This window comes from Microbacterium sp. GW823-FHT02G05, assembly GCF_058797175.1.
Genome location: NZ_JBXAJK010000001.1, coordinates 1,125,678 through 1,149,702 on the forward strand (window position 1 = coordinate 1,125,678; position 24,025 = coordinate 1,149,702).

20 protein-coding genes are annotated in these 24,025 nt (G+C 68.8%); 16 read left to right on the plus strand and 4 right to left on the minus strand.

What is annotated here, in order from left to right; genetic code table 11:
- Window positions 1–99 precede the first annotated feature (99 nt).
- The 6 genes from AC1REM_RS05360 to rocD all read left to right on the plus strand — a co-directional run bounded on the left by AC1REM_RS05360 (window position 100) and on the right by rocD (window position 7,935).
- Window positions 100–3,786: a proline dehydrogenase family protein gene (locus tag AC1REM_RS05360; RefSeq protein WP_492513694.1), complete on the plus strand. Its 3,687-nt coding sequence runs from the start codon at window positions 100–102 to the stop codon at window positions 3,784–3,786.
- A 208-nt stretch (window positions 3,787–3,994) separates the two neighbouring features.
- Window positions 3,995–4,444 (plus strand): hypothetical protein, encoded by a 450-nt coding sequence (locus AC1REM_RS05365; RefSeq protein ID WP_492513695.1) that lies wholly within the window; start codon window positions 3,995–3,997, stop codon window positions 4,442–4,444.
- Window positions 4,444–4,659 carry a helix-turn-helix transcriptional regulator gene (locus AC1REM_RS05370; protein ID WP_378788610.1) on the plus strand — a complete coding sequence of 72 codons (216 nt, stop codon included), beginning with the start codon at window positions 4,444–4,446 and terminating at the stop codon, window positions 4,657–4,659. Before AC1REM_RS05365 ends, AC1REM_RS05370 begins: the two co-directional genes overlap by 1 nt.
- 26 nt (window positions 4,660–4,685) lie before the next feature.
- Window positions 4,686–5,708, plus strand: coding sequence for an NAD(P)-dependent alcohol dehydrogenase (locus AC1REM_RS05375; protein ID WP_492513696.1), 1,023 nt, complete (start codon window positions 4,686–4,688; stop codon window positions 5,706–5,708).
- Window positions 5,709–5,863: 155 nt separating this feature from the next.
- Window positions 5,864–6,739 carry a dimethylargininase gene (ddaH, locus tag AC1REM_RS05380; protein ID WP_492513697.1) on the plus strand — a complete coding sequence of 292 codons (876 nt, stop codon included), beginning with the start codon at window positions 5,864–5,866 and terminating at the stop codon, window positions 6,737–6,739.
- Window positions 6,739–7,935 carry an ornithine--oxo-acid transaminase gene (gene rocD / locus AC1REM_RS05385; RefSeq protein WP_492513698.1) on the plus strand — a complete coding sequence of 399 codons (1,197 nt, stop codon included), beginning with the start codon at window positions 6,739–6,741 and terminating at the stop codon, window positions 7,933–7,935. The genes ddaH and rocD overlap by 1 nt, the downstream gene beginning before the upstream one ends.
- Before the next feature lie 65 nt (window positions 7,936–8,000).
- Here the strand turns inward: rocD and AC1REM_RS05390 are convergent, their stop codons facing one another.
- A complete protein-coding gene (locus tag AC1REM_RS05390) occupies window positions 8,001–9,341 on the minus strand; it encodes an MFS transporter (protein WP_492513699.1) in 1,341 nt (446 codons plus the stop codon).
- Window positions 9,338–9,781 (minus strand): MarR family winged helix-turn-helix transcriptional regulator, encoded by a 444-nt coding sequence (locus AC1REM_RS05395; protein ID WP_204938965.1) that lies wholly within the window; start codon window positions 9,779–9,781, stop codon window positions 9,338–9,340. Before AC1REM_RS05395 ends, AC1REM_RS05390 begins: the two co-directional genes overlap by 4 nt.
- 120 nt (window positions 9,782–9,901) lie before the next feature.
- Between AC1REM_RS05395 and AC1REM_RS05400 the strand changes: the two genes are divergently transcribed.
- The 5 genes from AC1REM_RS05400 (at window position 9,902) to AC1REM_RS05420 (ending at window position 14,549) form a co-directional block, all read left to right on the plus strand.
- Window positions 9,902–10,639 carry a copper homeostasis protein CutC gene (locus AC1REM_RS05400; RefSeq protein ID WP_492513700.1) on the plus strand — a complete coding sequence of 246 codons (738 nt, stop codon included), beginning with the start codon at window positions 9,902–9,904 and terminating at the stop codon, window positions 10,637–10,639.
- 43 nt (window positions 10,640–10,682) lie between these two features.
- Window positions 10,683–11,543 (plus strand): alpha/beta fold hydrolase, encoded by an 861-nt coding sequence (locus tag AC1REM_RS05405; protein WP_492513701.1) that lies wholly within the window; start codon window positions 10,683–10,685, stop codon window positions 11,541–11,543.
- Between the two features lie 28 nt (window positions 11,544–11,571).
- On the plus strand, window positions 11,572–12,621 hold the full coding sequence (lplAB, locus tag AC1REM_RS05410) for a lipoate-protein ligase LplAB (protein WP_492513702.1): 1,050 nt from the start codon (window positions 11,572–11,574) through the stop codon (window positions 12,619–12,621).
- Window positions 12,618–13,586: a DNA-methyltransferase gene (locus AC1REM_RS05415; RefSeq protein WP_492513703.1), complete on the plus strand. Its 969-nt coding sequence runs from the start codon at window positions 12,618–12,620 to the stop codon at window positions 13,584–13,586. The genes lplAB and AC1REM_RS05415 overlap by 4 nt, the downstream gene beginning before the upstream one ends.
- 84 nt (window positions 13,587–13,670) lie before the next feature.
- Entirely contained in the window at window positions 13,671–14,549 is an 879-nt protein-coding gene (locus AC1REM_RS05420) for a M48 family metallopeptidase (protein ID WP_492513704.1), read from the plus strand.
- 77 nt (window positions 14,550–14,626) lie between these two features.
- Here the strand turns inward: AC1REM_RS05420 and aztA are convergent, their stop codons facing one another.
- A complete protein-coding gene (gene aztA, locus AC1REM_RS05425) occupies window positions 14,627–15,280 on the minus strand; it encodes a zinc ABC transporter ATP-binding protein AztA (RefSeq protein WP_492513705.1) in 654 nt (217 codons plus the stop codon).
- A 54-nt stretch (window positions 15,281–15,334) separates the two neighbouring features.
- Between aztA and aztB the strand changes: the two genes are divergently transcribed.
- Genes aztB through aztD form a run of 4 tightly spaced genes read left to right on the plus strand, consistent with a single transcriptional unit; the run spans window position 15,335 to window position 19,515 of the window.
- Window positions 15,335–16,165, plus strand: a complete 831-nt coding sequence (gene aztB / locus AC1REM_RS05430; RefSeq protein WP_492513706.1) for a zinc ABC transporter permease AztB — start codon at window positions 15,335–15,337, stop codon at window positions 16,163–16,165.
- Window positions 16,162–17,364 (plus strand): hypothetical protein, encoded by a 1,203-nt coding sequence (locus tag AC1REM_RS05435; RefSeq protein WP_492513707.1) that lies wholly within the window; start codon window positions 16,162–16,164, stop codon window positions 17,362–17,364. The genes aztB and AC1REM_RS05435 overlap by 4 nt, the downstream gene beginning before the upstream one ends.
- 2 nt (window positions 17,365–17,366) lie before the next feature.
- Complete coding sequence (locus AC1REM_RS05440; RefSeq protein ID WP_492513708.1) at window positions 17,367–18,284, plus strand: metal ABC transporter solute-binding protein, Zn/Mn family; 918 nt, start codon at window positions 17,367–17,369, stop codon at window positions 18,282–18,284.
- Window positions 18,285–18,318: 34 nt separating this feature from the next.
- A complete protein-coding gene (aztD, locus tag AC1REM_RS05445; RefSeq protein WP_492513709.1) occupies window positions 18,319–19,515 on the plus strand; it encodes a zinc metallochaperone AztD in 1,197 nt (398 codons plus the stop codon).
- A gap of 28 nt (window positions 19,516–19,543) precedes the next feature.
- Here the strand turns inward: aztD and AC1REM_RS05450 are convergent, their stop codons facing one another.
- Complete coding sequence (locus AC1REM_RS05450) at window positions 19,544–20,443, minus strand: LysR family transcriptional regulator (RefSeq protein ID WP_492513710.1); 900 nt, start codon at window positions 20,441–20,443, stop codon at window positions 19,544–19,546.
- A 129-nt stretch (window positions 20,444–20,572) separates the two neighbouring features.
- On the opposite strand from AC1REM_RS05450, the gene AC1REM_RS05455 reads away from it, so the two are divergent.
- Window positions 20,573–24,022: a bifunctional proline dehydrogenase/L-glutamate gamma-semialdehyde dehydrogenase gene (locus AC1REM_RS05455; protein WP_492513711.1), complete on the plus strand. Its 3,450-nt coding sequence runs from the start codon at window positions 20,573–20,575 to the stop codon at window positions 24,020–24,022.
- The last annotated feature ends 3 nt before the right edge of the window (window positions 24,023–24,025 follow it).

Genomic DNA, 24,025 nt, shown 5'->3' on the forward strand with positions numbered 1-24,025 from the left:
GCCGGGGTGTGCAGAGAACAAGGCCCCGACGCAGGGGGATGATGGAACCACCGCCCGATGCCGTGCGGACCGTTCGATGAGAAAGACCCGATCGCTCTGATGCCGCAACCACTGTCCGACGAGACCCGAGAACGCGCCGAGAACGCGATCGTTCTGACGCAGCGGTGGATCGCGGAAGCATCCGTCGCCGAGGTGGATCCCGCGGCCGAACGGCTCGCCGGCGTGCTGCACGACCCGCAGGGGCTGCCGTTCACGGTCGGCTTCATCGACGGCGTCATGCGCCCCGAGAGCCTCGCCGCCGCGGCGACGCAGCTCAGCAGAGTCGCCCCGCTCGCCCCGGACTTCCTGCCCTGGTACCTGCGCGCGGCTGTGCGCGTGGGAGGTGGCGTCGCGCCGGTTCTTCCGACGCCGGTCGTGCCGATCGCCCGGCGGATGCTGCGCGAGATGGTGGGCCACCTCGTCGTGGATGCCCGCCCGAAGAAGCTGGGGCCGGCTCTGGCGCGGATTCGAGAGAACGGCTCGCGACTCAACCTCAACCTCCTCGGTGAGGCTGTGCTCGGCGAGAAGGAGGCGCAGCGTCGACTCGATGGCATCCACGAGCTCATCCGCCGCCCGGACGTGGACTACGTCTCGGTCAAGGTCTCGGCGATCGCCAGTCGCCTGTCGATGTGGGCGTTCGACGACGTCGTCGAGGATGTCGCGGCTCGTCTGCTGCCGCTGTACCTGACGGCCGCGAGCGATGGCACCTTCATCAATCTCGACATGGAGGAGTATCGCGATCTCGATCTGACGATCGCGGTGTTCACTCGGATTCTCGAAGACCCCCGCCTGAGGAATCTCGAAGCGGGGATCGTCCTGCAGGCGTACCTGCCCGATGCCCTTCCCGCGCTGCGAGAGCTCACCGCCTGGGCGGTCGATCGTGTCGAGCACGGCGGCGCGCGCATCAAGGTGCGTCTCGTCAAGGGCGCGAACCTCGCCATGGAGCGCGTCGAGGCGACGATGCACGGCTGGTCTCGAGCTCCCTACGACCGCAAGGCCGACACGGACGCGAACTATCTGCGGTGTCTGAACGAGGCGCTGCGCCCGGAATCGACGAAAGGCGTGCGCATCGGGGTCGCCGGGCACAATCTGTTCGACATCGCCTATGCGTGGCTGCTCGCCGGTGACCGCGGGGTGCGCGACAGCGTTGAGTTCGAGATGCTGCTGGGCATGGCGGAGGGGCAGGTGCGCGCGGTCAGCCGCGAGGTCGGTCGGGTCCTGCTGTACGTGCCGGTCGTGAAGCCCGCGGAGTTCGATGTCGCGATCAGCTATCTCGTGCGTCGCCTGGAAGAGAACGCCTCAGACGAGAACTTCCTCTCCTCCGCGTTCCGGCTGCACGCGGATGCTGCGCTCTTCGACCGCGAATGCGAGCGCTTCGTCTCCTCCCTGGAGCGATCCTTCGACACAACCCTGCCGATCGGACCGCGGCGTACGCAGAACCGTCTCGCGCCCGTGCACGAGTCCTTCGCGCGCCCGTTGGAGAACGCCGAGGCGGATGCGGCAGAGCTGACCGCCGCGGTTCTCGGCATCGGACAGGATGCCCGCGACGACGACGGCTACGTCGAAACCGCCGTGTACTCGTCGCGAGAGCATTCGCCGCTCGTCTCCGCGTTCGGTGATCCGCTGGCGCTGCCGCAGGGAGCCCCTGGCTTCCTGAACACCGCCGACAGCGATCCTGCGCTTCCATCGACGCGCGAGTGGGCACGGGGAATCCACGCCCGCATCGGGGAGTCCGCGCTCGGTGAGGCGACGGTGCGCACCGCGCGCATCGAGGATGCGGAGACCCTGGAGCGGACGATCGTGCGCGCCGCTGCGGCCGGTGCGGCATGGGGCGCGCGCCCCGCCGCGGAACGCGCCGAACTGCTCTCCCGCGCCGGTGTGGTGCTGGAGGCGCACCGTGCAGAACTCATCGAGGTCGCCGCATCCGAGACCGGCAAGGTGCTCTCGGAGGCCGATGTCGAAGTCAGCGAGGCGATCGACTTCGCCCGCTACTACGCAGCGAAGGCCAAGGAGCTCGACACGATCGCGGGCGCCGCATTCGTGTCGGCGGCTCTCACGGTGGTCACGCCGCCCTGGAACTTCCCGCTCGCGATCCCCGCCGGTGGCGTGCTCGCCGCGCTCGCCGCAGGGTCTGCGGTCGTGCTGAAGCCGGCGCACCAGGCGCGGCGCTGTGCCGCCATGCTCGCCGAAGCACTCTGGGAAGCCGGCATCTCGCGGGACGTGCTGACGCTCGTCGACCTCGATTCGCGCGAACTCGGACAGCACCTCGTCGCGCACCCGCGCGTCGATCGGGTGATCCTCACCGGCTCGTGGGAGACCGCAGCGCTGTTCCGCAGCTGGCGTCCGGACCTGCCTCTGCTCGCCGAGACGAGCGGCAAGAACGCGATCATCATCACGCCCTCCGCGGACGTGGATCTCGCGGTCGCCGACCTCGTCAAGAGCGCGTTCGGGCACGCCGGGCAGAAATGCTCGGCGGCGTCGCTGGCGATCCTGGTCGGACCCGTTGGGCGTTCGAAGCGCTTCGCACGGCAGCTGTCGGATGCGGCGCGCTCGATCCGCATCGGCCTGCCGAGCGACCCGCGTGCCGAGATGGGGCCCGTGATCGAGAAGCCGACGGGCAAGCTCGCGTGGGCGCTGAACACGCTCGAAGCGGATGAGCAGTGGCTGCTGAAACCGCAGTCACTCAGCGAGGACGGGACGCTCTGGAGCCCCGGTATCCGCGTCGGCGTGCAACCGGGTTCGCGCTTCCACCAGGAGGAGTTCTTCGGTCCTGTGCTGGGCATCATGCATGCGCCGTCGCTCGCGAAGGCCATCGAGCTGCAGAACGGGGTCGCCTACGGGCTGACCGCGGGGTTGCACACCCAGGATCCGGACGAGCTCGCCTTCTGGCTGCGCCGCGTCGAGGCCGGAAACCTGTACGTCAATCGCGGCATCACCGGGGCGATCGTGCAGCGGCAGCCTTTCGGTGGATGGAAACGCTCGGCCGTCGGGCCCGGGGCGAAGGCGGGCGGCCCGAACTATCTGATCGGTCTCGGATCGTGGAAGGCGACGAGTGGCGGGGCGCCGTCGAGCACGCTGCATCTGCGCGGGCTCGACACCCGGATCACGGCACTCATCGAGGCCGCGCAGCCGTCGCTGGACTTCGACGGTTTCGAGTGGCTGCGCCGCGCAGCGCTCGCCGATGCCGTCGCCTGGGACCGAGAGTTCGGTCGCGTCCGCGACGTTTCGCGCCTCGGTGTGGAGCGGAACCTCTTCCGTTATCGCCCTGTGCCGGTCGCCGTGCGGGCGACGGGCGATGCGCCGTGGCGGGAGCTGCTGCGTGTCACGATCGCCGCGATCCGGGCGGGTTCGGACTTCACGCTGTCGACGCCGGTCGGACTGCCGGCTGGCGTGCGCCGCGTGCTCGGCGAGCTGAGGGTTCCGGTGTCGGTCGAGACGGACGACGAGTGGATCGAGCGGATGCGGCGTCGCGGCGATGCCGTCGGGATCGATGCGGACGCCACGGGCGACTCCGTCGTCGCGACACCCGCTGCGCGCACGCGCATCATCGGGGGTGCGGCATCCGTCGCCGCGCTCCACCGGGCGCTCGCGGAGGCCGTCGATGGCGATCCCGACCTCGCGGTGTACGACGGCGAGGTCACGACGGCCGGCCGTATCGAGCTGCTGCCCTTCGTGCGGGAGCAGTCGATCGCGATCACGGCGCATCGCTTCGGGCACCCGGACGCCTGGTCGGAGGATGTCATCTGAGCCGCGCGGGTGTGCTCTTGCGGGAGCTCTGACGCGCGGGGCGGCGTGTCGCGCGCGACGCGCCATGCGGCGCGCGTTTCGCCCGCACGACGACACGGATTCCGGATGGCGCAGTGCGCAGCATCCGGAACCGCGACCGAGGCATGTAAATAATTCTTGACACGCGTTCCCGCCAGGCGTACCGTTCTGCATGTAAAGAAACTTTGACATGCAGGAGGTTGTCATGGCCTACGAAGAGCGCAACGTCTGGGCATCGCTCGTCGTGAGCGTCATCACGCTCACGACCTACATCGTGCTCGTCTTCCAGCAGGCCGGCGGTGGGCCGCTCACCGACGTCGACTGGCTACCGCTCATGCTGTGGACGATCGGCGGCGGCATCGTCGCCGTCATCGTCATCAGCATTCTGTGGGGGATCATCGCCGGTGCGCGCGACCGCGACGGCATCGGCACGGCAGACATCCGGGATCGCGACATCAGCCGCATGGGCTCCCGTGTGGAACAGGGCTTCGTCGTGATCGCCGGACTCGGCGTGATCGTCCTCTGCGCGGTCAACGCGGATGTGTTCTGGATCGCCAACACGATGTTCCTCGGATTCGCGGTGGCGGCCTTCGTCGGCGGCATCGCCCGCGTCATCGCCTACCGGCGAGGTCTCGTGTGATGGTCAAACCCACCCTCGTCACCAACGTGATCCGTGAGCACCGCGAAGCCGCCGGGCTCACGCAGGCCGAGCTCGCTCGTCAGATCGGCGTCACCCGACAGACCCTCATTGCGATCGAGCAGGGCAGGTACTCGCCGACACTCGAACTCGCCTTCCAGATCGCACGAGCCTTCCGGCTCCCACTCGATGACATCTTCCAGTACCCCGACGCCTGAACGCACGACCGAACGAGAGGTGTGACATGACTCAGAAGACCGCGGCACTGCCGCACACCATGACCGCCTGGCAGCGTGAGACCTATGGGCACGCGGAGGGCACGCACAGGAGCCAGATCCCCGTGCCGACGCCCGGCCGCGGCGAGGTCCTGCTGAAGGTGCGCGCCACCGCGCTGAACGCCGCGGACGTGCGCATCCTCCTCGGCGACCCGCTGCTCGTCCGGCCGGTGTTCGGGGTGCGGACGCCGAAGCAACCGGTACGCGGGATCGACGTCGCAGCCAGCGTGGTCGCGATGGGGTCAGATGTTACGGGGATCGCACGCGGAGACGAGGTCATCGTCGAGCTGCCCGGAGGCGGCGGGCTCGCCCCCTACGCGGTGGCTCCCGCCGAACGACTTGTGAAGCGCCCGGCGACGCTCGCACCGGAGGTCGCGGCGTGCCTGCCGGTCGCCGGTGGGACCGCCTGGCAGGCGCTGGATCTCGCGGGGGTCGACGAGCAGACCGGGCGGGTGCTGATTCTCGGCGCCTCGGGCGGCGTGGGCACCTTCGCCGTTCCGCTCGCCGCGCTGCGCGGTGCCGAGGTCTGGGCCACCTCCGGTGAACGCAATCGCCGCCTTGTCGAGAGCCTCGGTGCGGTGCGGACGTTCGATCACCGCACCTCACCGCTCGACGACCTCCCCGCCGACCATTTCGACGCCGTGATCGACATCGCCGGCGGGGTGCCGTTGCGCGCGCTGCAGCGCCTTGTCGCCTCGGGCGGCACGGTCGTGCTCGTCGTCGGCGATGGCGGCCACGTTCTGGGGCCCGTTCCGCGGATGATCCGCGCGGCATTCCTGTCGATCGGATCGAGACGGCGCATCCGCCCGCTGGCCGCGACGGCCAGGCACGAGATCGTGCGTCAACTGGTGGCACTCGCCGCAGACGGGCGGATCGCCCCGGTGATCGAACGCGAATGGCCGTTCGAGGAGGCACCCGCCGCCCTCGCCCATGTCGAAGCCGGACATGCCGTCGGCAAGGTGGTCGTGCGCGGCGCGGCATCCGCTGGATGAATCGCCCGCCGGATCTGGTGCCTCACAGCGCCGGGATGCGACAATGCTTCTGGCGTGCCTGAGTCGCATCTTCCCCGCATGGTTCTTCGGAGCGCGGGTCGAACTTCCGCCAGGCCCCTGGACAGCGTCCGCCGCGCCCCTCTCGAGGAGGACCCATGACGACGCCCGAAACTCTCGCCACCCCGGCCACGACGCGGACCGCGCACCACCGCCGGTACCTGATGTGCCGGCCCGAGCATTTCACGGTGAGCTACACGATCAACCCCTGGATGGAGCCGGCCAAGCCGACCGACACCGCCAAGGCCGTCGCGCAGTGGCAGAAGCTGTACGACCTGTACCTCGAGCTCGGTCACGAGGTCGAGCTGATCGAGCCGCTCGCCGGCTACCCCGACATGGTCTACACGGCCAACGGCGGTTTCGTGATCGGCGGGCGTGCGTACGTTCCCGAGTTCCGCTTCGTGGAGCGACAGGGTGAGGCACCGGCGTTCGCCGACTGGTTCCGCGCCAACGGCTACGACACCGTCATGCCCGAAGAGGTCAACGAGGGCGAGGGAGACTTCCTCCTCGTCGGCGACGTGATCCTCGCCGGCACCGGCTTCCGCTCGACGGGCGACAGCCACCGGGAGGTCGGCGAGGTCTTCGGCCGCGAGGTCGTCTCGCTGAACCTCGTCGATCCGCGTTTCTACCACCTCGACACGGCCATCGCGGTGCTCGACCCGGTGCAGGGCGTCGAGAACGGCGGCCCCGAGCGTGCCAACATCGCCTACCTGCCTGGCGCGTTCGACGACGAGAGCCGCGCGATTCTCGAGGACCGCTTCCCTGACGCGATCCTCGTCGCGGACGAGGACGGTGCGGTCTTCGGGCTCAACTCGGCCAGCGACGGCTACAACGTCATCATATCGCCGCGCGCCAAGGGCTTCGAGAAGCAGCTGCGCGAGCGCGGGTACAACCCCATCACGGTCGATCTCTCCGAGCTGCTGCTCGGCGGCGGCGGCATCAAGTGCTGCACGCTCGAACTGCGCGGTGCCTGATGAGCGCCGTTGCGGGCGTGAGCGTCGAGCCGCACGTCGCTGAGAACTACCACCCGCTGCCGGTTGTCATCTCGCACGGCGAAGGCGCGTGGGTGACCGATGTCGACGGCAAGCGCTACCTCGACCTGCTCGCGGCATACTCGGCCGTCAACTTCGGTCACCGTCATCCCGACATCGTGGCAGCGCTCGAGAAGCAGCTGGGACGCGTGACCCTCACGAGCCGGGCGTTCATGAACGACCAGCTCGAGCCGTTCGCCGCGGCGCTTGCGCGCCTGTGCGGCAAAGAGCTTGTGCTGCCCATGAACACGGGCGCCGAAGCGGTTGAGACCGGCATCAAGGTCGCTCGCGCCTGGGGTTACCGGGTCAAGGGTGTCGCGGCGGGACAGGCGCGGGTCATCGTCGCGGCCGGCAACTTCCACGGGCGCACGACGACGATCGTCGGCTTCAGCGACGATGAGACGGCGCGTGACGGCTTCGGCCCGTTCACGCCCGGCTTCGACGTGGTTCCGTATGGGGATGCGGATGCCGTCGCTGCGGCGATCACTCCGGACACGGTGGCCGTTCTCATCGAGCCGATCCAGGGAGAGGGCGGCGTCATCATTCCGCCTGAGGGATACCTGCGTCGCATCCGCGAGATCTGCACGGCGAACAACGTGCTGTTCGTCGCGGATGAGATCCAGTCCGGACTCGGCCGCGTCGGCACGACCTTCGCCTGCGACCGCGAGGGCGTCGTACCCGACCTGTACCTGCTGGGCAAGGCTCTGGGCGGCGGCATCCTCGCGGTCTCGGCCGTCGTGGGCGACCGCGACGTGCTCGGGGTCATCCGCCCCGGCGAGCACGGCTCGACCTTCGGAGGCAACCCGCTCTCTGCTGCCGTCGGCCACAAGGTCGTCGAGATGCTGGAGACCGGCGAGTTCCAGAAGCGCGCCCTGCGGTTGGGCACTCACCTGCGGGAGTCGCTCGAGGCGCTGATCGGACACGGCGTGACCGCCGTCCGCAGTGCCGGCCTCTGGGCGGGCGTCGACATCGATCCCGCCTACGGGACGGGGCGCGAGATCGCCGAGCGTCTCCGCGAGCGCGGCGTGCTCGTGAAGGACACGCACGGTCAGACCGTGCGCATCGCGCCGCCCATCGTGATCCGGGCGACAGAGCTCGACTGGGCGGTGGAGCAGCTCCGGCTCATCCTGGAGGGCTGACGCCAGACCAAGGGGCCGGATGCTGCGCAGCATCCGGCCCCTTCCTCGTCCCTGTGCGATACGACTCAGCCGAGCCGCTTCTTCTCCGTGCGGATCGGGGTCGTCGCGGCGACCTCGTCGCTGAACTCCGCCGGCTCGATCGGTGGGACGACGGTCAGGGACCGCGTCTCGTCGATCGTGAGCAGGAAGCGGCGTCGCTCGCTGCGGTGCAGACGGCCGGAGGCGATCATCCAGATGAGTCCGAACAGGCAGGCGATGATGCCCGCTGCGGCGCCGACGGTGATCGCGACGCGGGGGCCGAAGGCGTCAGCGATCCAACCGATGAACGGGGCGCCCAGCGGGGTGCCACCCATGAGGACCGCCATGTACAGGGCGAGCACGCGGCCGCGCAGTGCCGGATCTGTCGTCGTCTGAACGTAGCCGTTCGCGGTCGTCAGCGTTGTCACGATCGCGAAGCCGATGAACACCAGCAGTCCTGCATACAGCCAGTAAGACGGCATGAACGCCGAGATCAGCGAGGCGATGCCGAATCCGCCGGTCGCGAAGATCACCACGCGCAGCCGTGCACGATCCCGGCGGGCTGCCATGAGCGCACCCGAGAGTGAGCCGATCGCGAGGATCGACGAGAGCAGGCCGAAGCCGTCGGCGCCGTGGCCGAACTCGAGCGCCATCGTGGAGGCGTAGATCGGGAAGTTGAGCCCGAACGCGCCCAGCAAGAACACGATCAGGAACACCACGAGCAGGTCAGGGCGCTTCGAGACGTAGCGGAAGCCCGCGGCGAGACCACCGCGGCTTGCGCCGGCGACGCGTGGGATGAGCTCGTGCGGGCGGATCAGGAACAGGGCGATGCCCATGCCGATGAAGGTGACCGCATTGATCAGGAACACCCAACCGCTGCCGAATGCCACGATCAGCACGCCGGCAGCCGCGGGGCCGATCATCCGTGCGCCGTTGAACGACGCGGCGTTGAGGGCGACGGCGTTGGAGGCGTTCTCGCGGGTCACGAGGTCGGAGACGAATGCCTGCCGTGCGGGGTTGTCGAACGCGGCGACGATGCCGAAACCGAGCGCGAACGCGTACATCATCGGCAACGTCATGACATCGGTCAGCAGCAGCACGCCGAGGGCGATGGCGAGCGCCATCAGCAGCCCTTGCGTGATGAGGAGGAGCTTTCGGCGGTCGAAGCGGTCGGCGACGTAGCCGGTGACGCTCACGAGCAGCAGGGGAGGGGCGAACTGCAGGGCCATCGTGACGCCCATCGCGGCGGCGTCGTTGTCGGTGAGCTGCGTCAGCACGACCCAGCTCTGCGCGGTCGACTGCATCCACTGCCCGACGTTCGAGACCAGCGCGCCGATGAACCAGACGCGGTAGTTGAAGGACGAGAACGATCGGAACATCGCGCTCATCGTTCGGCCACCCTTCGCATCAGGGCGCTGGCTTGGCGCAGGATCTCGAGTTCCTCTTCGCTGAGGTGCAGTTCGGCGAGCGCCTCTGCGAGTGCGTGATCACGAAGACGGATCGTCTCGGCGACGATCTCAGCGCCGCTCTCGGTGATCTCGATCAGCACGCGGCGACGGTCTTGCTCGTCGGGGGTGCGCACGAGGTAGCCGGTCTCTTCGAGGACGTTGACGGTGCGGTTCATGGAAGGCGCCGTGACGCGCTCGCGCTCGGCGAGTGCGCCGAGCGTCTGGGTGCCGTGCTGGCGCAGGATCACGAGAACGGCGAACTGCGCGTCGCTCATGGAGTCGAGGGCGCGCTCGTGGCGCAGCCTCCGTGCCAGGCGGAAGGTCGCCAGGCGCAGGTCGGTGGCGGCGAGGTCGAGGGAGGGATCAGGCGAATGCGGCATTGTTTAGGTAGTCTAACTAAATTTTCTCCGCGGATGCTGGGTGTCGTCGGATTCCGTCACCGAGAGGGTGCCACGCACGAGAACCGGCAGAATGGAAGCTCCACTCAGCCAGGAGGATCCATGAGCCGCTCGCTCGCCCTTGAAGTCGCCGTGCAGGATGCTGCGGGAGTCCGCGTCGCGCGGGAGATCGGCGCCGCTCGTGTCGAGCTCACCCAGGGTCTTGCGCTCGGAGGGCTCACCCCGTCGCCGGCGACGCTCGACCTCGCGCTCGAGGTCTCCGCAGATGGCGGCCCGGAGATCCATGTGCTCGTGCGCCCTCGTGCGGGCGGCTTCCAGTACGACGCCGGCGAGCTGGAGACGATCGAGCGAGACATCCGCTTCGCCGTCGAGCGCGGTGCGCACGGCGTCGTGATCGGAGCGCAGGATGCCTCGGGCGGTCTGGATGTCGACGCGCTGAAGCGCCTGCGTGACGCGGCGGGCGAGGCATCCGTCACCCTGCACCGCGTCATCGACGTGACCCCTGATCTGCTCGCATCGCTCGCGATCGTGCGTGAGCTCGGCTTCGCGCGCGTGCTGACCTCGGGCGGAGCATCCGCCGCGATCGACGGTGTCGAGACGCTGCGCGCTCTCGTGGGCGCTGCCGAGGGCGCCGTGCAGATCATGGCGGGCAGCGGAGTGACCTCCGCGAACGTCGTCGAGATCGCCGGCACCGGTGTCGACGCGGTGCACTTCTCCGCCAAGCGCACCGTCGCGGAGCAGGGCGGCGTGCGTATGGGGTCCGCCTCCGACGGTGTCGGCGGCTACGAGGTCACCGACCTCGCCGAAGCGCAGGCCGTCCGCACCGCACTCGGCCTCTAGTCGAGAGATGTTGCGGATGCGTCGGCATCCGTAGACTGCATCCATGCCCGAAACCCGCACCGCCGAGTTCCGCGACGCCTACGACATCGCCATCATCTATGACGTGCACCCCGCCGAGGGCGACGTCCGCGGGGTCGTGCAGCTGCTGCACGGCGTCGGCGAACACGCCGGACGCTACGGCGCGCTGATCGCCGCCCTCACCGGCGCGGGGTTCACGGTCTATGCCGACGACCACCGCGGCCACGGGCGCACCGGCATGCGCCAGCATGGCGACCCCGAGAAGCTGGGGCGCCTCGGGCCGGGTGGCCTGAACGCCGCGGTTGACGCGGTCTGGCAGCTCACCCAGATCATCCGTTCGGAGAACCCCGGGCTTCCGCTGATTCTGCTCGGCCATTCGTGGGGGTCGTTCCTCTCGCAGAAGCTGGTGAACCAGCATCCAGAGGCCTACGACGCCGTCATCCTGAGCGGATCCGCGCACCTCACTCCGAGCGACCTGAACGCGGCGCCGCTCAACGCGCGCTGGGCGGGAGACGATGCCACCGGCCTCGAGTGGCTCTCGCGCGACCCGGCCGTTCAGGAAGACTTCCACAACGACCCGCTCACGACGGAGGTGCCGCTGCTCAAGCTCTTTGGAGTGATCGAGGCGGCGAAGCTCTACGGTCGTCCGAAGAAGAACCTCGGCCACGACATCCCGCTCCTGCTGCTCGTCGGACGCGATGACTCCGTGGGTGGGCCGCGCAGCGTGCACAAACTCGCCGATGCCTACCGCACCCGCTCGGGCCTGACCGACGTGACCACCCTCGTCTATCCGGACGCGCGTCACGAGATCTTCAACGAACTGCAGCAGGACGAGGTGCGCGCCGACGTGCTCGCCTGGCTCGACAAGCACTTCCCTCGCGCCTGACACGAGGCCCGCGCCGTAGGCTGGGATCATGCACGGTGAGTACAAGGTTCCTGGCGGAAAGCTCGTTGTCGTCGACGTCGATGTGATCGACGGCGAGCTGGCGAACTTCCGGCTCGCCGGAGACTTCTTCCTCGAGCCCGACACGGCGCTCGACGACATCAATGCCGCCGTCAACGGCCTTCCCGCAGAGACCGATGCGGTCGGCATCGCGACTGCCGTGCGCGAGGCGCTGCCGCAGGGGGCGCAGCTGCTCGGGTTCTCGCCGGAGGCGGTCGGCACCGCGGTGCGGCGCGCTCTCGTCACCGCGCCGGGCTGGCGCGACTTCGAGTGGGAGATCGTGCACGACAAGGCCGTCTCGCCGCGCCTGCACCTCGCCCTCGACGAGGTGCTCACGACCCGCGTCGGCACGGGCGACCGTCGCCCCACCCTGCGCATCTGGGAGTGGGACGAGTCCGCTGTCGTGATCGGCTCGTTCCAGTCGTACCGTAACGAGGTCGATCCGGAGGGTGCCGCCCGTCACGGCTTCGACGTCGTGCGGCGCATCTCGGGTGGCGGCGCGATGTTCATGGCGGCCGGGCAGATCATCACGTACTCGCTGTACGTGCCTGCGGCTCTCGTGCAGGGCATGACGTTCGCGGACTCCTACGCGTTCCTCGATGACTGGGTGCTGCAGGCGCTGCGCTCGCTGGGCGTGGATGCCACGTATCAGCCGCTGAACGACATCGCGAGCTCCACCGGCAAGATCGGCGGCGCAGCGCAGAAGCGCCTCGCCAACGGCGGAGTGCTGCACCACGCCACACTCTCGTACGACATCGATGGCCAGAAGATGACCGAGGTGCTGCGCATCGGGCGCGAGAAGCTCAGCGACAAGGGAACGACATCCGCTGCGAAGCGCGTCGACCCGCTGCGCACCCAGATCGGACTGGAGCGCTCGGCGGTGATCGAGCGGTTCATCGAGACGTTCCGTGGGCTGACCGGTGCCGTGGACGGTGCGGTGACCGATGAAGAGTATGCGGAGGCAGAAGCACTCGTCGCATCGAAGTTCTCCACCGATGCGTGGCTGCATCGCGTGCCGTGACCGACGCTCCTTCCGTGCCGGCGCGCGGCGCGGTCACCCTCTACGAGGGAGACAATCTCGAGGTGGCGGGCCGTCTTCCGTCGTCGTCCTTCACGCTCGTGTATCTGGATCCGCCGTTCAATACGGGCAGGATGCAGGGGCGGCAGATCGTGACGGCTCGTCGCGCGTTCGCGACTCCGCAGGGCTCTGCGTTGCCGGACGAGCAGGTGTCGGAATCTCATGAGTCTGTCGCCGAGCAGGGTGCAGAACCGAAGCACGCGGGCGAGGTGCGCCACGGCTTCCACGGGCATGCGTACGAGCGCGTGCGGGGGATGCTGCGCGCCTACGACGACCGCTTCGACGACTACGGCGCCTTCCTCATGCCGCGTCTGGAAGAGGCCTGGCGCCTGCTCGCCGATGACGGCACGCTCTATCTGCACCTGGACTACCGCGAGGCGCACTATGCGAAGGTCATGCTCGATGCCGTCTTCGGGCGGGACTGCTTTCTCAACGAGCTGATCTGGGCCTACGACTACGGCGCGAAGCCGCGCACCCGCTGGCCCACGAAGCACGACACGATCCTCGTCTACGTCAAGAATCCCGGCGAGCATGTGTTCAATGTCGACGACATCGAGCGGGAGCCGTACATGGCTCCTGGTCTTGTCACGAGGGAGAAGGCGGAGCGCGGCAAGCTGCCGACGGATGTGTGGTGGCACACGATCGTGCCGACGACGGGTCGGGAGAAGACGGGCTACCCCACGCAGAAGCCGGAGGGTGTGCTGCGCCGAATCGTGCAGGCGTCCAGCCGCCCGGGTGACCGCGTGCTCGACCTTTTCGCGGGGAGTGGCACGACGGGTGCGGTCGCGGCGGCTCTGGGGCGCGATGCGGTGCTTGTCGATGACAATCCGGAGGCCATCCGGGTGATGCGGGAGCGGATCCCGGATGCGGTAGTCGGCGACCGTTCGAACCAAGCTTGGACAGAGTAAAAGTTTGCACTGGATCCATAGTTATACGTAGAGTGTGATTCTCCCATCCCGTGGAGAGCCGCTTGCGCATGACAAGGACCGTCTGTGACCACTTTCACCTCTTCCGCCGCTGAAGCGGCGCCCGTCGCCCCTGCGGCCACGCCCACGAACGCGCATTTCCGCCACCGGGCGGAGGTTCCGATGCTGATCGTCGGCGGGTTGACGACGATCGTCGCTTTCGTCGGGGCTCTCACCTTCATCACGCAGGGCGTCGATCAGCTGCCGGAATGGGCGGGAGCTGCGCTCTCGGCCATGATGATTCCGCTGCTCGCCGTCTTCCTCATCCGGTACATGTTCTGGAGCACGATGGGCGATGCCGTGCCGGTCACGCCCAAGCAGTTCCCCGAGTTGTACGAGCTGTACTCGGAGCTCGGCACCGAGATGGGCTTCACGGGCGAGAAGCTGCATGCTCTGCCGCAGCTGTACGTCGTCAACGGCAACGGTGTGCTGAACGCGGCTGCCGCGAAGTGCCAGGTCCGCAAGGCGTTTGTGCAGATCAACAGCGACCTGCTCGACATTGCGTATGAGCTGGGTGACTTCCGCACGGTGCGCTTCGTGCTCGCCCACGAGCTCGGGCATGTGAAGCTGCGACACGTCAGCATCTGGCGCATGATCCTCCGGCCGGTGAACACGCTGCTGACCCTGGCGCCGAGCATCAGCCGTGCGCAGGAGTACTCGGCGGATCGCGTCGGCTGCTACTACGAACCCGAAGGTGCGCGCGGCATGGCCGTGCTCTTCGCCGGCAAGCGCATGTACCAGCGCGTCGATGTCGAGGAGTACTACGACTCGATCCGCACCCACCGTGTCGGATTCTGGTTCAAGGTTGCGAACTACTTTGCCGACCACGCTCTCGGCTTCCGTCGTATGGCGGCGATCGAGCAGACTGCGACTCAGGGCTGGAACGTGCACGGCAAGATGCTCTGAGCCCCGGTTCCCCACACGACGCCCGGCCTGTGTGCCGGGCGTCGTCGTGTGTACGGCGGTGTCTTCTCGGCTGGCGGTCAGGGTATGAGTCGACCCTCACGCAGTTCGATGACATCGTCGACCGCGGTGAACTCCCCGGGGTCGTGGGTGGCCGCGACGACCGCGGTGCCGCTCGTGACGAGCTGATGCAGCGTGTCGGCGATGATCTGGCGGGAGCGCGTGTCGAGTGCCGACATCGGCTCGTCGAGCAGGACGAGATCGGCGCGCTGGGCGAGCGCCTGTGCGAGCAGTGCCCGCTGGCGCTGCCCGCCGGAGAGCATGCTGATCGGGCGACGTGCCTGCGCCGTCAGCTCGACGGCGGCGAGAGCGGCGTCGACGATGCTCCGGTCGGCCGGGCGGCGCCGGCGCCAAGGGCCGAGTCGAGCCCATGTGCCCATCGTGACGACGTCGCGCACGGTGAGCGGCAGATGTGCGGGCAGTGGCGTCGACTGCGCGAGAAGGGCGATGCGGATGCCACGCTGACGCTCGACGCTGCCGCGCTGCGGCTCGCGCAGACCGGCGGCGACGTCGAGCAGAGTGGATTTTCCTGACCCGTTCGGCCCGACGATGACGCAGAGTCGTCCGGCGTAGAAGGCGGCGGTGACGCCCTGAAGTGCGACGTGGTCACCGTGGGTGACGCGTACGTCCTGCAAAGAGAGCACGCGGGTCGTCGTGAGCGGTGGTGTCGTCATGTGTTCATTATTGCAAATGAAAATCATTCTCAATAAGTGCTACCGTGTCGGACTATGCTCCCGTTCCTCGAGCTCTTCGACGTCGCCTTCGTCCAGCGCGCCCTGGTCGCCGGCGTGCTTGTCGCCGTGATCTGCGCCGTCGTCGGCACGTGGGTCGTGCTGCGCGGCATGGCGTTCCTCGGGGAGGCTATGGCGCACGGGATGCTGCCGGGTATCGCCGTCGCGACGCTCGTCGGTGCTCCGCCGCTTCTCGGCGCTGCGGTGAGTGCCGCGGCCATGTCCACGGGCATCGGCATGCTGCAACGGCGTGGTCGCATCTCGGCCGACACGGGTATCGGGCTGTTGTTCGTCGCCAGCCTGGCGCTCGGCGTCATCATCGTCTCCGCCTCGCGCTCCTTCGCCACCGACGCGACCGCCATCCTCTTCGGCGACATCCTCGCGACGACGACGGGCGACATCCTCACTCTCGCCGTGGTCGCCCTCGTCACACTCGTGGCTGCGTGCCTCGGGCATCGTGCGTTCGTCGCGCTGACGTTCGATCCACGCCAGGCCCAGCTGCTCGGTCTGCGGCCGCGCGCAGCGCAGGTGCTGCTGGTCGCGCTCGTGACACTCGCCGTCGTGGCCGCCTATCAGTCCGTCGGCTCGCTGCTCGTGGTCGGCATGCTGCTCGGACCCGTCGTCGCGGCGTCGAGATGGACGCGCCGCATTCCGACCACCGCAGCGCTGGCCGCGGTCATCGGCGCCGTCAGCGTGGCCCTCGGAGTCTTCATCTCCTGGCACTCCAGCACCGCCGCCGGCGCGACGATCGCATTCGTCGCGATCTGCTCTGGTGCTGTCTCGACCCTCGCGCACCGCCTCTTCGTGCGCCCGGAAAGGAACTCATGACACCTCGTCACACTGCTCGCACAGCGCTCCTGCTGGCAGCGGCGCTCACCCTTCCCGCCTGCGCATCCGCCGTGGAACCGCAGGACGATCCTGCGCCTCCCGCGGAGAGCGCACACGGGGACTTCGCCGGCGCGCGCGAACTCGCTGAACCCGCGCTGCATCTCGCGACGGTCGACGTCGCGGGAGAGGTCATCCATGTCGACCTGATCGACGGGAGCCGCGAGACGCTCGCCGAGATCGACCCCGTGGACGAGCTCATCGGCGACGGACGCTTCCTGTTCGGAGTGCGCGAAGGATCGGTCAGCGTGATCGACAGCGGCGTGTGGACATGGAGCCACGGAGATCACTTCCACTACTACGAGACTCCTTCGCGCGTCGTGGGGGAGATCGCCGGCGAAGGCATCGCCACGGTCGTCGCGAACGACCACGGCGTGGGTCTGCGCTTCGCCGAAGAGGCGGTGTTCCTGGATCAGAAGGCGCTCGGCGAGGGGAGGATCGTCGAGACGTTCCGCGCAGCGGTCGAAGGCACGCACGGTATCGCCGTTCCACTGAGCGGCGGCGCGGCGCTCGCCGGAACTGATCCCGACGGCACATCTGTCATCGAGATCGTGACGGCCGGGGGAGAACTGCACTCCACACAGGAGTGCGCAGGCGCGGGAGGAAGCATCACGACCACGGTCGGCGTGATCATCGGCTGCGCCAACGCCGCACTGCTCAGCGTCGGCGGCTCCGTCGACGAGTGGGAGCGCATCCCGGCGCCTGCGGATGCGCTTCTCCCGACCGACTTCGAGGGGCGAAAGGGCCGGCCCCGCGTGTCGGGTCTCGCCGACGACGGCACGCTGTGGATGCTCGACACCCGGGCGCGGCAATGGGTGAGGCACGACATCGGCGAGCCGATCGTGCGTGCCGCGGCGATCGACGATTCCGAAGGGCGGATCATCCTGCTGGCGGCCACGGGAGAAGTGCTCGTCCTGCAGGACGGGATCATCGTGGCGCGCACGGCGCCGCTCGTCGCGGAGTCCCTCGCCACCCCCGAACTCGCCCTCGGCCTCTCCTTCGTCGTCGATCAGCAGCGTGTCTACCTCAACGGCCCCGCGGAGAGCGCCGTGTGGGAGATCGCCCCGGCAGACGGTGCCCGCATCTCGCGGACGTTCGAGGCGCAGCATCCGCCCCTCCACCTCGCGGGGACAGGACGATGAGCATGCGCCGCCCCCGATCCCTCGCGGCACTTGCAGCGACAGCGCTCGCGCTCGCCGTGCTCAGCGGATGCGCGCCGGCCGCGCAGAGCCAGCGGCCTCAGGTGCACGTGACCACGAACATCCTGGGCGATGTCGTCGCCGAGCTGGCCGGTGATGAGATCGACGTCACGACGCTGATGGCGCCCGGAGCCGACCCGCATTCGTTCGAGCTGTCGGCTCGCCAGGCAGCGGGGATGCGCAGCGCCGACCTCATCGTCGCCAACGGCCTGGGCCTGGAAGAAGGCCTCGGCCAGCACGTCGCCGCGGCGGCGGCGGAGGGTGTCGCGGTCTTCGAGGCGGGCGCGGTGGTGGAGGTTCTGCCGTACGCCGAGGGAGCCGGGGACGACCCGCACTTCTGGACCGATCCTGCCCAGATGATCCGCGTCGTCGACGCACTCACCCCGCTCCTGGCCGGCCTCGCCGCAGATACGCGCGGAGCCGAGCGAGTGCGAGAGGCGGCCGCGGACTACCGGGCGCATCTCACGGCGCTCGACGAGGACATGACTGAGGCTCTCGCGGCGATCCCGCCGGCACAGCGCGCGCTTGTCACGAACCATCACGTGTTCGGATACCTCGCGCGCCGCTTCGACTTCGACGTGCTGGGCGCGGCGATCCCGAGCGGCACGACGCTTGCGGCACCCAGCGCCGCAGATCTCCGGGGCCTCGTCACCGCGATCGATGCCGCCGGTGTGCGCACGATCTTCGCCGAATCGTCGCAGCCGGACCGGCTCATGCAGGTGCTCGCGGAGGAGGCGCACCGCGAGGTGGCCGTGGTGGAACTGCTGACCGAGTCACTGGCACCGCACGGAGAGGAGGGTGACACCTACATCACCATGATGCGCACGAACACGGCGCGTCTGGCGGCCGGACTGAGCCGCTGAAGAAAGTCCCATGAACCCACCCAGAAAGGTGACGATGAAACATCCCTCACGCAACAACACCCGCGCACTGCTCGGTCTGGCCGCAGTGACGGCGCTCGCCGGCATGGTGCTGGCCGGCTGCGCCGCACCGGCGCCCGCAGCCCCACCCGCAGAGGAACCTGCTCCCGCGGCCGACGGCCCCCGCGTCGCGGTCGCCTATGAAGGCGGCGTGCTCGTCGTCGACGGTGCGACCCTGGAGGTGATCGACGACCTCCCTTCCGAGGAGTTCGTGCGAGTCAACCCCGCGGGCGACGACCGCCACGTCGTGGTCACGACGTCCGAGGGCTTCCAGTTCCTCGACATGCGGGCCGCAGAGCTCACCGATCTCGTCGTCCCGGCGGCGGCCGCAGGCCATGTCGTCCGGCACGCCGGTCGTACCGTCCTCTACGACGATGCGACGAGCGACACGACGATCTTCGTCTCGGCCGCGCTCGCCGACATGGACGGTGCACTGCCCGACGCCGAGGTCATCCCCGGTGTCACCGCGCATCACGGCGTCTCGGTCGTTCTCGAGGATGGCACGCTCGTGTCCACCGTCGGAGACGAGAAGACCCGCACCGGCATCCGCGCCACCGACGATCACGGTCATGAGATCGCGGCGAACGCCGACTGCCACTCGGTGCACGGAGAGGGAGCCGCCGCGAACGAGGCGCTCGTCTTCGGCTGTGAGAACGGCGCACTGCTCTACGTCGACGGTGAGATCACGAAGCTCACCTCTCCGGATGCGTACGGCCGCATCGGCAACGCCTACACGAGCGATGACAGCCCGCTCGTGGTCATGGACTACAAGAACGACCCGGATGCCGAGGGTTACCTGCTGACGAACATCGCCCTCGTCGACACCGAGGCTAAGTCACTGCGCACCGTGGCACTGCCGGAGGGAGTGAGCTACACCTGGCGGGGTGTCGTACGCGGTCCTTCGGGTGACGCTCTCATGATCGGATCCGACGGCAAGCTGCACGTGATCGACCCGGCGACCGGTGAGGTCACGGCGTCGCACGCCGCGATCGAGTCCTGGGAGAGCCCGAGCGAGTGGCAGCAGCCGCACCCCGCGATTGCCGTCGCGGGCGATGTGGTCTACGTGACGGATGCCGCGGCGCAGAAGATCGTCGCGCTCGACGCGACCACCGGAAAGCGTCTCGCCGAGGGCGAGCTGCCCCACGCCCCGAACGAGATCGCCGTCGTCGGCTGACCTCGCAGAATCCTGGCGGCACCCGGTCTCAGAGGCCGGGTGCCGCCGTGTGGGCGGCGAAGGCATCTGCGAGCGCCTCGCGTGCGGTGCGGATGCTCGCGCTGTCGCGGGACGCGGTGCGCATCGCCGTGAAGACCTCGCGCACGGGTTCCCCAGGAAGCAGGGCGAGGGTGACCGGCGGCTGCTGGGCGGTCCAGACGAGGTCGGGGAGCACCCCCACGGCGTGTCCGGCGGCGATCAGACGCACATGGGCGGCGAGGTCTGCGGCCTCGAAACGCACCTCGGGCTCGAATCCGGCGGCTCGGCACTGCTGCACGGCCCAATGCCGGGAGGCGGTTCCGTGTGGCTCCATGACCCAGATCCGGTCGCGCATCTCCGACAGTCGGGTCTCCGTCTCGCCGGGCGGGAGCACGAGGCGGATCGGGTCGTGGCCGAGCAGGCTGTGCTCGACGCCCTCGTGACGCTCACGCGTGTAGCCCGGGTACTGCTCGGCGATCACGAGGTCGAACCGACGCGCCGACAGCTCGAAGAGTCCCTCCTCAGGTGGTGCTTCGGTCATCTCCACGCGCAGTGTCGGTGCGCGTTCGGCGAGCAGCGTGAGTGCCGGAGGGATGATCGCCTCGGCTGCGGTCTGCATCGCGCTGATGCGCACGGGGTCGAGGCTGCTGTCGCCGGTCGCGAGCGCCTCGCGCGCGGCTTCGTCGAGTTCGAGAGCGCGGGCGGCGTGCTCCGCCAGCAGGCGTCCGTGCGCGGTGAGGCGGATGCGGCGCCCGTCGGGTTCGAGGAGCACGACCCCCGCCTCTCGTTCGAGCTGGGCGAGCTGCTGAGACACGGTGGATGGGCTGTAAGAGAGGTTCGCGGCGACCTCGGCGATCGTGCCGCGCAGGGCGAACTCATGCAGCAGACGCAGGCGGCGCAGCTCGAACATCAGGTTCTCAATTCATCGGGAATAGTGGATGGTATCCATTGTAAATGTGCGCTTTTCTCGGATAGTAGTCTCGCTCCACACTGAGGGGAGCGCTGCCCACCCGGCGGCCTTCACGAAAGCCGAGCACCGATGACTGCTTCCCCCGGCGCGCACACCCGCGCAACACCTTCCACTGATCTCGCCGACCTCGCCGACGACGCCGTCGCCCTCGTGCGACAGTGGCTCGTCGAGAGCCGGAAAGCGCCGGTGGATGCCGCGGCGGAGCGTCTCGCCGGAGTGCTGCGCGACCCGAATGGTCTTGACTTCACGGTCGGCTTCGTTGACGGCGTGGTGCGCCCCGAAGACACCAAGGTCGCAGCCCGGGCGCTCAAGGACCTCGTGCCGCTGACGCCGGCCTTCCTGCCTGCTCCGCTGCGCGGTGCGATCGCTCTCGGCGGTGCACTCGCCCCCGCGTTCCCCGGCATCGTCGTGCCGATCAGCCGCCGGGTGCTCCGCAGCATGGTGCGTCACCTCATCGTCGACGCCCGTGACGCGCAATTGGGCGCGGCGATCCGTCGCATCCGCTCGGAGGACGTGCGGCTGAACATCAACCTGCTCGGCGAGGCGATCCTCGGCCAGGAAGAGGCGGCTCGACGCCTCGATGGCACCCGCCGCCTTCTCGAACGCGACGATGTGGACTACGTCTCGATCAAGGTCTCGTCGACCGTCGCCCCGCACAGCCCGTGGGCCTTCGACGAGGCCGTCGCGCACGCCGTCGACGCGCTGCTGCCGCTGTACCGCATCGCCGCGAACGGCACGGCATCCGGGCGCAAGTTCATCAACCTCGACATGGAGGAGTACAAGGACCTCGACCTGACGATCGCCGTGTTCACGAGCATCCTCGATCGACCTGAGTTCCACGACCTCGAAGCCGGCATCGTGCTGCAGGCCTACCTCCCCGACGCGCTCGCCGCCATGATGCGCCTGCAGGAGTGGGCTGCTGCCCGCATCGCCTCCGGTGGTGCGCCGATCAAGGTGCGCGTCGTCAAGGGCGCAAACCTGCCGATGGAGACGGTCGATGCCGAGGTGCACGGCTGGGAGCTCGCGACCTGGTCGACCAAGCAGCAGTCGGATGCCTCGTACAAGGCCGTGCTCGACTACTCGCTGCGCCCCGAGCACATCGATAGCGTGCGCATCGGCGTCGCCGGTCACAACCTCTTCGACATTGCACTCGCGTGGATGCTCGCCGAGCGTCGCGGGGTGACCGCGGGCATCGAGTTCGAGATGCTGCTCGGCATGGCCTCGGCGCAGGCGCAGGTCGTGCGGCGGACCGTCGGCTCGCTCCTGCTGTACACGCCCGTCGTGCGTCCGCAGGAGTTCGACGTCGCGATCGCCTACCTGATCCGCCGCCTCGAAGAGGGGGCGAGCCAGGAGAACTTCATGTCTGCGGTGTTCGACCTCGACGAGAACCCGGCCCTGTTCGACCGTGAGAAGCAGCGCTTCCTCGACTCGATCGCAACCGTGCCGGCGGAGGTGCCCGGTCCGAACCGCGTGCAGAACCGCGCGCTGCCGGCTGCGCCCGCCCCGACCGACGCCTTCGGGAACACCCCTGACACCGACCCGTCGCTGCGCGCGAACCGTGAGTGGGCCGACGGCATCCGTGCTCGCATGCAGGGATCGACGCTCGGCAACGACACCGTCGCACAGAACACGCTCTCGACGACCGATCAGGTGGACGCCGTCATCGCCACTGCGGTGGCCGCGGGGGAGAGCTGGCGGGCGCTGGGCGCCGAAGGGCGTGCGGCGATCCTGCACCGCGCCGGCGATGTGCTCGAAGCGCGCCGCGCCGAACTGCTCGAGGTCATGGGCTCGGAGGCCGGCAAGGTCATCGAGCAGGGAGACCCCGAGGTCTCCGAGGCGATCGACTTCGCGCATTACTACGCGGAGAGCGCGAAGAACCTCGCCGCCGTCGACGGTGCGACCATGCAGGCCGTGGGGCTGACGGTCGTCACGCCGCCGTGGAACTTCCCCGTCGCGATCCCCGCGGGGTCGGTGCTCTCGGCGCTCGCGACCGGATCGCCCGTCATCATCAAGCCTGCCCGTCAGGCCCGACGCTCGGGCGCGGTCATGGTCGAGGCACTGTGGGAGGCCGGTGTGCCCCGTGACGTGCTGCAGTACGTGCAGCTCGACGGGCGTGAACTCGGTACGCAGCTCGTGAGCGACCCGGAGGTCGAACGTGTGATCCTCACGGGTGGCTACGAGACCGCGGAGCTGTTCCGCGGCTTCCGCGCTGACCTGCCGCTGCTCGCCGAGACGAGCGGCAAGAACGCCATCATCGTCACGCCGAGCGCTGACCTCGACCTCGCCGCGAAGGACGTCGCCTACTCGGCCTTCGGCCACGCGGGCCAGAAGTGCTCGGCCGCATCGCTTGTCGTGCTCGTCGGCTCGGCCGCCCGCTCGGAGCGCTTCCGTCGTCAGCTCGTCGACGCTGTGAAGGCGTACCCCGTCGGCATGCCGTGGGAAGGCTCGACCCGTATCGGTCCGATCATCGCTCCCGCCGAGGGCAAACTGCTGAGCGCTCTCACGACGGTGCACGCGGGCGAGTCGTGGCTGCTCGAGCCCGAGAAGCTCGACGACGCCGGTCAGCTCTGGCGTCCCGGCATCCGTCAGGGTGTCGCCGCGGGCTCCGAGTTCCACCTGACCGAGTACTTCGGCCCCGTTCTCGGCATCATGACGGCCGAGTCGCTCGATGAGGCGATCGACATCGTCAACGCGATCGACTACGGCCTCACCTCCGGCTTGCACTCGCTCGACGAGGATGAGATCCAGACCTGGCTCGCCGCGATCCAGGCCGGGAACGTCTACGTCAACCGCGGGACGACGGGCGCGATCGTCCAGCGGCAGCCGTTCGGCGGGTGGAAGAAGGCCGCTGTCGGCGCCGGCACCAAGGCGGGTGGCCCGAGCTACCTGGTTGGTCTGTCGAACTGGGCGGATGCTGCGGTGCAGACGAGCACGCCGCTGGACGCTCTGGCCCGCGCAGCAGCAGTTGCGGGTGGCGACGACGAGTGGCTCCGTGCCGCGCTCGCGACCGACATCGACGCGTGGAACACCGAGTTCGGCGTCGTGCGCGACGCGACGGGACTCGTCTCCGAGCACAACGCCCTGCGGTATCAGGCCGTGCCCGTGACGGTGCGCTTCGAGGGCGACCGCATCGCCGATCTCGTGCGCGTCGTCGCCGCAGGTGCGCGGGTCGGATCGGCGCTCACCGTGAGCACCGTCGATGCGCTGCCGACCGCGCTGCGCGCGTGGGTCGCATCGACGGGCGCGACGGTGGCGGTCGAGGATGCGTCGGCCTGGGGTATCCGCGCTCGCGAACTCGCCACGCAGGGCGGCCGTGTGCGTCTGATCGGCACGTCTGCCGCAGCGACCGCCGAAGCCGTCAACGGTTCTCCGAGCCTTGCGATCTACGCGGCGCCGGTCGTCTCTGCGGGACGCATCGAGACGCTGACCTTCCTGCGCGAGCAGGCGGTGTCGATCACGGCGCACCGCTTCGGAACGCCCCACCGCTACGAGATCCCGGTGCTGCAGCCCGCGCGCTGAATC

Coding starts and splice junctions, on each gene's coding strand:
- AC1REM_RS05390 (WP_492513699.1), bottom strand. CDS start 9,341: ATGAGCGCGATGTTCCGATCGTTCTCGTCCTTCAACTACCGCGTCTGG.
- AC1REM_RS05405 (WP_492513701.1), top strand. CDS start 10,683: ATGCCCGAAACCCGCACCGCCGAGTTCCGCGACGCCTACGACATCGCC.
- lplAB (WP_492513702.1), top strand. CDS start 11,572: ATGCACGGTGAGTACAAGGTTCCTGGCGGAAAGCTCGTTGTCGTCGAC.
- aztA (WP_492513705.1), bottom strand. CDS start 15,280: ATGACGACACCACCGCTCACGACGACCCGCGTGCTCTCTTTGCAGGAC.
- AC1REM_RS05450 (WP_492513710.1), bottom strand. CDS start 20,443: ATGTTCGAGCTGCGCCGCCTGCGTCTGCTGCATGAGTTCGCCCTGCGC.
- AC1REM_RS05365 (WP_492513695.1), top strand. CDS start 3,995: ATGCAGGAGGTTGTCATGGCCTACGAAGAGCGCAACGTCTGGGCATCG.
- AC1REM_RS05395 (WP_204938965.1), bottom strand. CDS start 9,781: ATGCCGCATTCGCCTGATCCCTCCCTCGACCTCGCCGCCACCGACCTG.
- aztD (WP_492513709.1), top strand. CDS start 18,319: ATGAAACATCCCTCACGCAACAACACCCGCGCACTGCTCGGTCTGGCC.
- aztB (WP_492513706.1), top strand. CDS start 15,335: ATGCTCCCGTTCCTCGAGCTCTTCGACGTCGCCTTCGTCCAGCGCGCC.
- rocD (WP_492513698.1), top strand. CDS start 6,739: ATGAGCGCCGTTGCGGGCGTGAGCGTCGAGCCGCACGTCGCTGAGAAC.
- AC1REM_RS05360 (WP_492513694.1), top strand. CDS start 100: ATGCCGCAACCACTGTCCGACGAGACCCGAGAACGCGCCGAGAACGCG.
- AC1REM_RS05370 (WP_378788610.1), top strand. CDS start 4,444: ATGGTCAAACCCACCCTCGTCACCAACGTGATCCGTGAGCACCGCGAA.
- ddaH (WP_492513697.1), top strand. CDS start 5,864: ATGACGACGCCCGAAACTCTCGCCACCCCGGCCACGACGCGGACCGCG.
- AC1REM_RS05375 (WP_492513696.1), top strand. CDS start 4,686: ATGACTCAGAAGACCGCGGCACTGCCGCACACCATGACCGCCTGGCAG.
- AC1REM_RS05455 (WP_492513711.1), top strand. CDS start 20,573: ATGACTGCTTCCCCCGGCGCGCACACCCGCGCAACACCTTCCACTGAT.
- AC1REM_RS05440 (WP_492513708.1), top strand. CDS start 17,367: ATGCGCCGCCCCCGATCCCTCGCGGCACTTGCAGCGACAGCGCTCGCG.
- AC1REM_RS05435 (WP_492513707.1), top strand. CDS start 16,162: ATGACACCTCGTCACACTGCTCGCACAGCGCTCCTGCTGGCAGCGGCG.
- AC1REM_RS05400 (WP_492513700.1), top strand. CDS start 9,902: ATGAGCCGCTCGCTCGCCCTTGAAGTCGCCGTGCAGGATGCTGCGGGA.